11 protein-coding genes, 1 pseudogene and 1 CRISPR repeat array are annotated in these 10,964 nt (G+C 60.3%); of the genes and pseudogenes, 8 read left to right on the top strand and 4 right to left on the bottom strand.

All coding sequences use genetic code 11. The features are described 5' to 3' along the window. Window positions 1–642: 642 nt before the first annotated feature. From HMPREF1249_RS07840 to HMPREF1249_RS04940, 6 genes and pseudogenes are all read left to right on the top strand, one after another. Window positions 643–1,800 (top strand): phage minor capsid protein, encoded by a 1,158-nt coding sequence (locus HMPREF1249_RS07840; protein ID WP_446718519.1) that lies wholly within the window; start codon window positions 643–645, stop codon window positions 1,798–1,800. 14 nt (window positions 1,801–1,814) lie between these two features. Then, the gene (locus tag HMPREF1249_RS04955) at window positions 1,815–2,003 is read left to right on the top strand and encodes a hypothetical protein (RefSeq protein ID WP_021775925.1); all 189 of its coding nucleotides are present in this window, start codon (window positions 1,815–1,817) and stop codon (window positions 2,001–2,003) included. A 91-nt stretch (window positions 2,004–2,094) separates the two neighbouring features. After that, complete coding sequence (locus HMPREF1249_RS07795) at window positions 2,095–2,655, top strand: capsid assembly scaffolding protein Gp46 family protein (RefSeq protein ID WP_021775938.1); 561 nt, start codon at window positions 2,095–2,097, stop codon at window positions 2,653–2,655. 6 nt (window positions 2,656–2,661) lie between these two features. Then, window positions 2,662–2,763 (top strand): annotated as a pseudogene (locus HMPREF1249_RS08225) (SU10 major capsid protein); the annotation flags it as partial. A 22-nt stretch (window positions 2,764–2,785) separates the two neighbouring features. After that, window positions 2,786–3,281: direct repeats of the CRISPR family, unit length 32 nt; unit sequence GTCGCGCCCTACACGGGCGCGCGAATTGAAAC. A gap of 237 nt (window positions 3,282–3,518) precedes the next feature. Further along, a complete protein-coding gene (locus HMPREF1249_RS04945; RefSeq protein ID WP_008519410.1) occupies window positions 3,519–4,319 on the top strand; it encodes an ADP-ribosylglycohydrolase family protein in 801 nt (266 codons plus the stop codon). Continuing rightward, complete coding sequence (locus tag HMPREF1249_RS04940) at window positions 4,320–5,363, top strand: dipeptidase (RefSeq protein ID WP_008519412.1); 1,044 nt, start codon at window positions 4,320–4,322, stop codon at window positions 5,361–5,363. A 51-nt stretch (window positions 5,364–5,414) separates the two neighbouring features. On the opposite strand, the gene HMPREF1249_RS04935 is transcribed toward HMPREF1249_RS04940, so the two are convergent. Then, window positions 5,415–6,005 (bottom strand): hypothetical protein, encoded by a 591-nt coding sequence (locus tag HMPREF1249_RS04935; RefSeq protein WP_008519414.1) that lies wholly within the window; start codon window positions 6,003–6,005, stop codon window positions 5,415–5,417. A 147-nt stretch (window positions 6,006–6,152) separates the two neighbouring features. Here HMPREF1249_RS04935 and HMPREF1249_RS04930 point away from each other — a divergent pair, with 147 nt between their 5' ends. Together HMPREF1249_RS04930 and HMPREF1249_RS04925 are read left to right on the top strand one after the other, a co-directional pair. Then, window positions 6,153–7,124: an MBL fold metallo-hydrolase gene (locus HMPREF1249_RS04930; protein ID WP_021775933.1), complete on the top strand. Its 972-nt coding sequence runs from the start codon at window positions 6,153–6,155 to the stop codon at window positions 7,122–7,124. Then, window positions 7,117–8,301, top strand: coding sequence for an amidohydrolase (locus tag HMPREF1249_RS04925; RefSeq protein WP_008519417.1), 1,185 nt, complete (start codon window positions 7,117–7,119; stop codon window positions 8,299–8,301). The genes HMPREF1249_RS04930 and HMPREF1249_RS04925 overlap by 8 nt, the downstream gene beginning before the upstream one ends. Window positions 8,302–8,354: 53 nt before the next feature. Here the strand turns inward: HMPREF1249_RS04925 and HMPREF1249_RS04920 are convergent, their stop codons facing one another. The 3 genes from HMPREF1249_RS04920 to HMPREF1249_RS04910 form a co-directional block, all read right to left on the bottom strand. Then, window positions 8,355–9,236: a tetratricopeptide repeat protein gene (locus HMPREF1249_RS04920; protein ID WP_021775939.1), complete on the bottom strand. Its 882-nt coding sequence runs from the start codon at window positions 9,234–9,236 to the stop codon at window positions 8,355–8,357. A 252-nt stretch (window positions 9,237–9,488) separates the two neighbouring features. Then, window positions 9,489–10,283 (bottom strand): tetratricopeptide repeat protein, encoded by a 795-nt coding sequence (locus HMPREF1249_RS04915; protein ID WP_008523307.1) that lies wholly within the window; start codon window positions 10,281–10,283, stop codon window positions 9,489–9,491. 173 nt (window positions 10,284–10,456) lie between these two features. Continuing rightward, window positions 10,457–10,964: tetratricopeptide repeat protein (locus tag HMPREF1249_RS04910; protein ID WP_021775930.1), on the bottom strand; the 508-nt coding region annotated here is incomplete at its 5' end.

The raw sequence follows: 10,964 nt of genomic DNA, 5'->3' as shown, positions 1-10,964 counted from the left end.
TTATTCGACCTAGCAACTTATGATCTTCTTTCATTTATGCCCATACTAACGCTGTGTATCGCCACTCTGGCGCCGATAGCCATGCCTCATCTTCGTGCACTTGTACAATAACCGAACACTGTCATGCTATACTCTTTGCAACGCGCGGTAAAAACGTCTATCACAAACAGACCTAGCGTTCCGTCCTCTTCTGCAGTTTGACGTGTGAATTGAAACCATATTATTTAGTTTATTAAACTATTACGTCGCGCCCTCACGGGCGCGTGAATTTCAAGTCTTTACCCAGCCGCGCGTACTGCACCTGTTCCACGTTGAGCCGGCCTGCTGTCCGTTTTTGAACAGCAGGCCGACTTTGCTTTTCCACAGTTCTCAGTTCTCGGTCGACGTCTTATAATTAGAAAAACGCCAGCGTTTGAAGGAAAGCGGTCACGGTTAGCCTGATCATTGGCGACTTTTGCGGCTCGTCCCCCGAGGGACGGTCGGCGCTCTAAAAACTTCGCGCGACTCTGCCGCCAACCCGCTGCTCCGACGCTCCCTCAGTTGCCACAGGCGACCCCCTGCTCGACCGGCGCGTGAATTGAAACTGGGACTGCGTCCAGCGCAAAGAACCACCTGAAGTCGCGCCCTACACGGGCGCGCAAATTGAAACCCGTACCTTCCGAGCAGCAAAGACATCCGACAGCTGTCGCGCCCTACACGGGCGCGCGAATTGAAACAGCCCGTCCGGCGCGACCTGACTGTAGCCGTTGCGTCGCGCCCTACACGGGCGCGCGAATTGAAACTTCGGTTCACCTGCAGCCGTTACGTCTCTATCGTGTCGCGCCCTACACGGGCGCGCGAATTGAAACCGACAGCGCCGGACGCAGTTGGAACATGGGCAGCTATGCGGAGATGCTGAGCCGAACGACGCTGATGCAGGTGCACAACGCCGCCACGTGGAACGAGTTTGCCGAACACGGCGAAGATCTGATCCAGATCAGCTACCATACGCCGACCTGCGAGATGTGCGCGCCGTGGAACGGCAAAGTGCTGAGCCTGACGGGCAAGACTCCGGGCTATCCGACGCTGACAGAGGCGGAAGGAGCGGGGCTGTTTCACCCGAACTGCCGGCACGCAAGTTCTCTTTTCCTCGAGGGGGTAGATTCCAAGGAGCAAGCGCTGCCGGAGTGGATGCGCGGCGGCGCGGCCGACAAAGCGCGCGGTCATCTGGAGCCGGGCGAGCTGACGGCAGACATCATCAAAGCCGACTTCAAACGCGCTGGTCAGACGATCAGCGACGCCGAAGCCAAGCAGATACGCCAGGATATCTACGACTACACGACTGAGGGCGGGGGGTACGGCAAAATCCGTGCCGCGCAACAGCTGGACGACACAAAATCGCCCTACTACCAGAAAGGCGAACGCATTGAAGAGTGGCTGCATGTCGCCCCTGTCTATCCTCCGCACAAGGATCTGTATAGAGGCGTCTCCGGGGACGCGGCTTATAAAATCATGAATCAGCTCCAAGTGGGCGATAATTATCAAGAAGGCGCGTTATCCAGCGCTTCAAGCAAGTTGCACGTCGCAAACGAGTTCTCGAAACAAAAGGCAAACGAACGTTCTGTAGTGGTTGTTATCCAAGGCGGACTTCCTTACGGCGCATCTATTCGAGGCTGCTCGGAAAATATCGATGAGTATGAGGTGTTGGTGAACAAAAACGCTGTTTTCGAAATTGTACGCAAAGAAGAACGACGGATTTTTAAGGAAGACAAGGGAAAATCTTTGGTTTTTGTGGTAAGATATAAACAAGAAAAACAATGAAGGGAGTGAGGTTTATGTCATTGGCAACTCGCTGGGCGCAGGATCATATTTTTTTCCGCACGGACGGCAAGACCGGCGAACAGTTTATGCTTGATACGGCTACTGGGATAACGACGCCCCTCACTCCTGATAGCCCTAATTGGGATCACAACGAAGACGATCTGTACTACAAGCACCACCCGGACAAGCGCCCCAAACAATAAAGGCAACACAGAAGCCGCACCTCGCAGGAGGGCGGCTTTTTTCGTACCTTAAATTACGTCACTGAGACGGAAAAATCAGGAGGAAACGACAATGGCAGAAAGCACTAATAATCAGAACCAGAACATCAGCACCACCAATACGGCGGCAAGTGCCGGAGAAAAGACGTTCACGCAGGCGGACGTCGACCGCGTGGTCGCGGATCGCCTCGAGCGCGAACGGAAGAAGTACGCGGATTATGACGCGCTGAAAGCCGCAAAAGCCGAGCTCGACAAGCTCAAAGAAGGACAGATGAGCGAGCATGACAAAGCGAAGCAGGGCCTTGGCGCGGCGCAGGCGAAGGTGACGGAGCTCGAGGCTAAGATCAAGGCTATGGAGCTCTCGGCGCTAAAAGCTCGCCTTGCGGCGGCGGCAGGCTTGCCGTCCGAGCTGGCGGACCGCGTTCGCGGTGAGGACGAGGAAGCCATCAAGGCCGATATCGAGGCCTTGAAAAAAATCATCCCGGCAAAGAGTGCCGGCGGTGCGGGAACTCCCGCGGCAGGCGCGAAAGCGTCCGACGACCTGCAGATGTTGTACGCGAACGCGCTGAAAAGCGGGAATATCGAAGAAGCAATGATCTACAAAAAACAACTTTTTGAAAAAATAGGAGGTTAAAACACCATGCCTAACGTAAACGGAGCAGCAACTACTTTTAATCTTCCCAACTATGTGGGCGAACTTTTTCTTGTGGGCAACTACCAGACGCCTTTTTTGACCATGATCGGCGGGCTGTCGAGCGGCGGTCGTCGCGCCCTACACGGGCGCGCGAATTGAAACTGGCGACCTTCGCTCAGGGCGTTTTAAACCTATGGTCGCGCCCTACACGGGCGCGCGAATTGAAACAACGTACCCGCTCATGCTCCAGTTATGCCCGGCGGTCGCGCCCTACACGGGCGCGTGAATTGAAACTCGCTCACAGGTCCCGCGCCGTGGCTGGTGACCGGTCGCGCCCTACACGGGCGCGCGAATTGAAACAAGGGGCATACACCTTGCCTATCGATCCACGTCTGTCGCGCCCTACACGGGCGCGCGAATTGAAACAGATAGTTTACCAACGACCAACGACCTCTTGGGGGTCGCGCCCTACACGGGCGCGCGAATTGAAACAGATAGTTTACCAACGACCAACGACCTCTTGGGGGGTCGCGCCCTACACGGGCGCGCAAATTGAAACCCGTACCTTCCGAGCAGCAAAGACATCCGACAGCTGTCGCGCCCTACACGGGCGCGTGAATTGAAACAATCAATCCGTCGAGTTTGATACTTCCAAGGTAGAGTCGCGCCTTCACGGGCGCGACAATTTCAAGCCCTTACCCGCGCGTGTTGCACCTGTTCCACGTCGAGCCGGCCTGCTGTCCGTTTTTGAACAGCAGGCCGGCTTTGCGTCTTTCGCGGTTCTTCGTTCCCGTCATGGCGTCATATAATAGGGAGCCTGAGACGATTTCCGCCGCCCTCCTGACGGCTGAAGGAGGAACGTTATGATTGGGCCAATCATCGGCGACTTTTGCGGCTCGCCCTACGAGGGGCGGCCGGCACCGAAAAACTTAACTCAACTTCTGTCGCCGGCCTGCCGCTGGTCCGACGATACGGTTCTGTCGGTTGCCACGGCAGAAGCCCTGCTCGACGGACGGACAGACGCGGCCGGCTTTGCCGAGTACTATATGAGCTGGGGAAATCGTTATCCGCTGGCTGGGTACGGCCCGGGTTTCGCTGGCTGGCTGGCGGTCGGAGATCCGACGCAACGGCGCGCCAGTTGGGGGAACGGGAGCGGGATGCGCGCTGGGCCGATCGGCTGGGTGGCGTCTTCCCTCTCCGAGTGCTTAGCCCTCGCCAACGAGTCCGCCTCGGTCACTCACGGCCACCCGGACGGGATTCGAGGCGCTCAGGCTGTAGCCGGCGGCGTTTTTCTCGCCCGACACGGCCAAAGCGACGGGGAAATAAAGCGCTGGTTCACCGATACGTTCGGCTGGGCCGTTCCCGAGTGGGATATTTCTCTGGCCAACCGGGGCTGGGACGCGTCCTGCGCCGGCACCCTGCCGCTGGCGTTTTCCGCCTTTTTCGGCGCAGCGAGCTTTGAGGACGCGCTGCTTCGAGCCTGCCGTTTTGGCGGCGACGCGGACACGATCGACGCGATGGCCGGGGCTCTGGCCGAGGCCCGCTTTCCCGTTCCGTCTTCTTTGGCCCTTCCGGTCCTAGCTTCTCTTCCAAAGGATATGACCGCCGTTGTGGAGCGGTTTGAATTGCGCTGGCCTGCCGTGCAGGCAAGAAAGGACGTTTAATTGACTTCTTCTCTCGACCGAGCCCGGTCGCTTCACCGGGAGTTTCTTGTGGCTGACGCTCATTTTGACCTGCTCGCCCTGTTGGCGATAGAACGGCTCGAGAAAGGCCGCTCTCACGTCCTACGGGACGATTTTCTGCCGGAGTTCCGTGCCGGCGGCGTCGACCTGATTGTGTCGTCGATTTTCGTCGAAAACCGTTACATTCCCGAGATGGCTCTGCGTCACGCCTTAGATCAGATCGCCTGCTTTCACGAGGAGCTAGACGAGTGCGGCGGCTCGGTCGCGCTGTGCCGTTCGACCGATGAGATTCGCCGGGCCCGTGCGGCCGGCCAGGTCGCTGTCCTGCTGTCCTTTGAAGGGGTCGACCCGCTGGGAACGGATTTGAACCTGCTCCGGGTCTTTTACGAGCTGGGCGTCCGCGGCGTCGGGCTGGTGTGGAGCCGCCGCAACGCCGCCGCCGACGGGGCGTTTTTCGCTCCCCGTCCGGAAGGAAAAAAGGGCGGCCTGACCGATTGGGGCGTTCAGCTGGTGAAGGAAACTCAGCGTCTGGGCATGTACTTGGACGTCAGCCACCTGAACGACGAAGGCTTCGACGATTTGGCCGCCTTGGGCGTTCCGTTCCTCGCGTCCCACTCCAACTGCCGGGCCCTGACGTTTACCATGCGCAACCTGACGGACGCGCAGATGACCCGTCTGGCGTCGGCAGGCGGCGTGATGGGGACAAACTGCTCTTCAGGCTTTGTCATTCCGTCGCCGGATCGGCTCCGCCGGCCGACAGATCCGGACTGGCGAAACGCGACGCCGCACGAGCTGGCGCTCCACGCCAGACACGTGAAGGAGCTGATCGGCTCGGAGCACCTGTGCTTTGGCTTCGACTTCTGCGACCGGTTCGCCCCCGCTGGTCAGGGACATGACGCGCTGGGCGGCCACACGGCGACGCCTGAGTTCACCGTCTGTCTCATCGACGAAGGCTTCACCGACGGCGAGCTTCAAGGCGTCCTCGGGGAGAACCTGATGTCCTTCTTGGCCCGAACCATCGGCTAGGCATTCAAAAAAACGAGCGGCCGCACTTTGCGGCCGCTCGTTCTCTAGGTATTAATTCATGCAGATCGACGAAGATCCGTCGGCGTACCCCAAAAGCTCTGCTGGCACTCGGACGAAGCCTGTCATGCCCCACTCAAAAGCCCGCCAAGCGGGCAGTCGCACAGAAGGCAGAGCCATCTCGCACAGGGTCACCGAGCCATCAGCGTCGACCCGACAGAGCGGGTTCAGCTTCATTCGGCGCAGAGCCGCCACGGCCAGCTCGGCCGCCGGCGGCGAAAAAAGCGTGACGAGCTCGGCTTTCATCGGCCGCCGACACGCCAGAAAGGCTGCCCGCGCGACCACCCCAGGCAGGAAGTCGAGGGCGGCGAGGACGCGACGAACCAGTTCACGCCATCCCCGTTTGGGCCATCTGAGGCGAAAAAGCCTTTGAAGCGGCTGGACGGGGTGAACGAAGACGAACGCCGTCTGCATCCAACAGATCACCCCGCGCCGAGGTTTAAGCGGGTTTTCGTCCCGCTCGAACAGGTAGGTCACGTCGAGCAGGTCCCCGCAGTCGCAGGACAGCAGGTACAGTCGGCCGGGTACTTCTTCCCCGCCAAGACTGAGCGTCGTTTCGATTCGGCAAATTCCCGATACGCTCACGTTCCCCGCTCCTCTCGGCCGACAGCGTTTGACCTGAAAATTCCCGGCACAAAACCGCCGAGACGGTTTAGAATAGAGTTCAGCTATCCGGCGGTAACAGTATTGTATCAACCGCCTGAGCGAGCTTCAACGCCGAAAGGAGACGCCATGACCGACACCGAACTTCTGCGCCTCGGACTGCGGCTGCTGCCTCTGCCTCTGGGGCCGGCGGGCTTTGAGACGTTTCTCTCCTGCTGGGTCGTCACGGGGGAACCGACAACTCTCGTGGACTGCGGCGCTCCCAGCACAGCCGGCGCGTTGATTGCCCAGCTGGAAGGGCTGGGCCTGACGCCTGAGTATTTGCTGCTCACCCACATTCACATGGACCACGCCGGCGGCGCGGGGGAACTGGCCCGCCGCTGGCCTCGCCTCAAGGTAGTCGCCCATGAAAAGGCCCTCGCCCACTTAGCCGCCCCGGAGAAGCTGACTGAGGACACCCGCGCGGCGCTGGGGTCGGAGCTGGCCAACGCTTATGGACCGATGACGCCCGTCCGGCCGGGCCAGCTTTTCGGCCCGGAGATGTTGCCGCCGGGCTGGGAAGCCTTGCGGACGCCGGGACACGCGTTTCATCACCTGTCGTTTTTCTGCGACCTGCCGGAGGGCGAGCGGGCGTGTTTTGGCGGCGAAGCGCTCGGGACGCTGGGGCACCCGTCGTGGTTTATCGACTCGGCGCCACTTCCTTGGCTGAGGCCGGCCACCCCGCCGAAACAAAAGCCTTCGGTCACTGCCGCGTCGATCGGCTCGGTAAAAAACGCCCGCTGGTCCCTGTACTGCGCCGCCCACTTCGCCGCGTCGCGGGACAGGCGGCTGCCCGACCGGGCGTTGGCCCAACTCCGCCTGTGGGGCGCTTTCGCCGATCAGGTCGTTCGGGAAGGCTGGGACGACGATGAGACGGTCGACCGGCTGTTAGCCGCCGACGGCGAGCTGGGCACATGGGGCGACCTGAAGCCGGACGTCCAAGGCAGGGAGCGCTTTTTCATGCGCAACAGCATCAGAGGCCTGAAAGAGTTCATCAAAGGACAGGGGAACAACCCGACGGTTCGTCCCGTCGGATCTTGGAGGAGGGGAAACGATGCTTAAACTGATTTATAACGTCACAGTGGAACCGGTGGACAGGCCGACGATCAAGGACGGCATGGTGCTCGTCCGGGACGGGAAAATTTTAAGCGTGGGGCAAAACGTCTCAGCGCCGGAAGGAACGGAGCGAATCGACGGTCACGGCGGCATACTCACGCCCGGGCTGGTCGACGCCCACACTCACATTGGCTCCTGCCCGGAGGGAATGCACTACTCGATGACTGACGAGAACGAGATGACGTCGCCGGTCACACCGCAGGTCCGCATTATTGACTCGGTCTACCCGTTCGACCGGGCGTTCGTCGAGGCCCGCAGCGGCGGCGTGACCACCGTGCAGACTCTGCCGGGCAGCGGCAACGTCATCGGCGGCCGCGGCGCGGTGCTCAAGACGGTCGGCACGGTCGTCGACCAGATGGCCGTCAAGGCTGAAAGCTGCATGAAAGCCGCCTTGGGCGAAAACCCGATCGGCGTGTACAAAGAGCGTCACGCCATACCCAGCACCCGCATGGGGAACGCGGCGGTCATGAGAACAGCCCTTCAAGACGCCAAAAACTACATGGACGGCAAAAAGCGCAACGCCGCCAAGGAAGAGAGCGACCGGGACGCTTGGGAAGTCAAGCTGGACATGGAAGAGCTGGCGCTCGTCCTCGAGCGGCGGATTAATTTCTCCGTCCACGCTCACCGGGCCGACGACATCTGCACCGCGGTGCGGATTGCCAAAGAGTTCGACCTGAAGCTGACGATCGAGCACTGCACCGAGGGCCACATGATCGCGCCCTACTTGGCCGCCTGCGGCGTGAAGGCCGCCTGCGGTCCGGCGCTCAGCACCCGAACCAAGCCGGAGCTGGACAACCAGACGTGGAGGAACATGTCGGTCCTTCGGGACGCGGGCGTGCACTTCTGCATTATCACCGACCACCCGGTGATTCCACTCTACTCGCTGATCCTTAACGCGTCGCTGGCCGCCAACGCCGGGCTCACCAAGGCGGAAGCCCTCCGAGCCGTCACTCTTTCGGGCGCCGAGCACTTGGATTTACAAGATCGACTCGGCTCCATCACCGAAGGCAAGGACGCCGACCTCGTCCTGTGGAACGGCGACCCGCTGGACAGCCTGTCTTCCGTTGACTTCACCATGATCGGCGGCGAAATCTGCTACCGCCGAGGCGACACGAACCGATAGACTTTTAACAAGAACGGCGCCCAGCTTTCTTTTGAAAGCTGGGCGCCGTTTGTTTATTTCATCGGCTGGCTTCTTTTTTTCTGAAGGAGTGCCGCCGTATCGGCTGCGGCGTTCGCCTCCAGCCGCTTCGCGTCTGACGGGGCTATTCCGTTTTCCCGCCGTATTTTTTCCATCGTCCGCTCGGAGTCTTTTACCCCGTTCAAAAGGCACCGACAGGCCCAATAATACGCCTGCTGCGGATCAGCCGTCCCGTCCTGCGTTTCCACAAAAAGCCGGGCCAGCGTCTCCTGCGCCCGAGGGTCGCCGCCCTCGGCGGCCGCTTTATACCAGCTCAGCGCCTTCACCCGGTCGCGGGGAACTCCGTCGCCGGTCTCATAGGCCGAGCCGAGGTGAAACTGCGCTCTGGGATCGCCGGCTTCCGCCGCTTTGGCGTACCACTCGGCGGCCTTCGCCTTGTCCGGCGCCACGCCGTCGCCGGACGCGCAGCACAGCGCCAAGCTGAACATCGCCCGGGCATGGCCGCGGGACGCGGCCTCCTCAAACCACTTGACCGCCTCAGCGCGGTTTTCCGCCACCCCGTCGCCGAAATAGTACATGTTGCCCAAGTTGAACGCCGCGCCGGCGTGTCCGCTGCCGGCGGCCGAACGGTACAGCTCCTGCGCCTTCGCGCGGTCAATCGGCACGGCCATGCCGAAATGATAACAACACCCCAGCATGAACTGAGCCTCCGGGTCTCCGGCAGCCGAAGCCCGGTTCAGCCACGTCAGCCCTTTCTGCTGGTCCTTCTCCACGCCGTCGCCGATCATATAGGCCCAGCCGAGACGCCCCTGAGCCGCCGGGTCGGTCTCGTGACCGGCAAACCACGCCGGTTCCGCGCCGAAGGCATTACAGGACAGAACGAACCACGCACAAGCCACTGACAAAAAACGTCTCACGCCGTCATCTCCTCCAATTATTCGCCGCGCAGATTTCCATAAACAACGAGGCGCCACAAAACGACAAACTCAACACCAACCTATCATACTCTAAAGTTTCCCCCGCGCGGCCGAAAGTTGGGACCGTTTTCTGGACAAAGGCGCGGCGCTTTGCGTTAACGTCCCTGATCAGGCAAAAAAGGTGCCGGAGACAGCCCGCGCTGCCCCCGGCACGTCGTCTGCTGTTCCTCTGCGAGCCTCAGGCAAAAAGCGCTATTTCCGCCGCACTTTAGCGTCATGGGCCCGCGCTCGCTCTTCCTGCGCCCGTTTCGTTTCTTTATCTAAGCTTCCCACAATTTCGCTTCTCAGTCCGACCGCCTTGTCCGCTCCGGCGAGGTCCGCCCGGCAGGCCCAGTAGTACGCTCTTACTTTGTCGCGTTCCACGCCGACGCCGTTCCAATTCAGCAGCGCTAAATTCAACTGAGCGTCCGCGTGACCGCTTTCAGCAGCTTTCGTGAACCATTCGGCCGCCTTGACAACGTCTTGGGGGACTCCCTCGCCGGAGACGTACGTGAGAGCGAGATTGTACTGGGCTTCGGTCTCGCCGGCTTCGGCGGCCTTTGTGCACCACTCGATTGCTTTCGCCTGATCGGCCGCTGAACTTCGGCTGCTGTAGTGCATGAGCGCAAGATTATGCTGCGCCGGGGCGTAGCCGGCTTGGGCCGCTTTGGTGTACCACTCGAACGCCTTTGTCTTGTCGATCGGAACCCCTTCGCCGGTGTCGTACATGACCGCGAGGTTGTTCTGCGCGACCTCGTCGCCAGCTTGGGCCGCTTTCGTGTACCACTTGACCGCTTTAGCCAAGTCCACCGGCACGCCGTTGCCGGTATGGTACATGCGGGCGAGGCTGAACTGGGCGTTAGTATAACCGCCTTCGGCAGATTTGGTGAACCATTTGGCCGCTTGGGCCTTGTCTTCAGCGACCCCATCTTTGCCTTCGTCATACGCTTGAGCCAACCGGTACTGGCTCGCGGAATCGTTTTCTTTTCCCTTAAACCAGTCGGGCAAATCAGCCGCCCAAGAGGCAGCGGAAAAGGCCGCCCAAACGAGACCGCACAGGACCCCAGTTTTTTTTCACGATGAGCTCTCCTTTGTTGGAATATTCAACCCTTACACGCCTTAAAAATGGGCCGAAAGGAGTCGCCGTTCCGCTCTCTTTCGGCCCCTAAGTCAGTACTTACCTACTTCTCCTGTGCTTTATCGTGATCTGCCGCGGCCTGCTCTTCCTGCTCGCTGGCCTTTTCAGCGTCCAAGTCTTTCGCTAAGTCCTTTTTGAGTTCCTCCGCCTTGCCGTTCTTTTCGCCGTCATCTCTGCTCGCCAACACGGCCCGGCAAGCCCAGTAGTACGCTTTGGCGAGGTCTTTGTCCGTTCCCTCGCCGTTTTTGTGCATGATCGCCAAGTTATACTGAGCCGAAAAGAGCCCGCTTTCGGCCGCTGCGGTGTACCACTTAACCGCTTGGGCCTTATCCTCCGGCACGCCCTCGCCGTCGTCGTACATCACCGCAAGGTTGAACTGCGCTTTTCCGTTCCCTGCCTCAGCCGCTTTGGTATACCATTCGATCGCCTTTGCCTTGTCCTGCGGCACGCCCTCTCCTTCGTCGTACATCAGCGCAAGGTTGAACTGCGCTTTTCCGTTCCCTGCCTCAGCCGCTTTGGTATACCATTCGATCACCTTTGCCTTGTCCTGC

This window comes from Jonquetella sp. BV3C21, from assembly GCF_000468895.1.
Lineage (GTDB): Bacteria > Synergistota > Synergistia > Synergistales > Dethiosulfovibrionaceae > Jonquetella > Jonquetella anthropi.
This window is presented reverse-complemented; position numbering and strand designations above follow the sequence as displayed.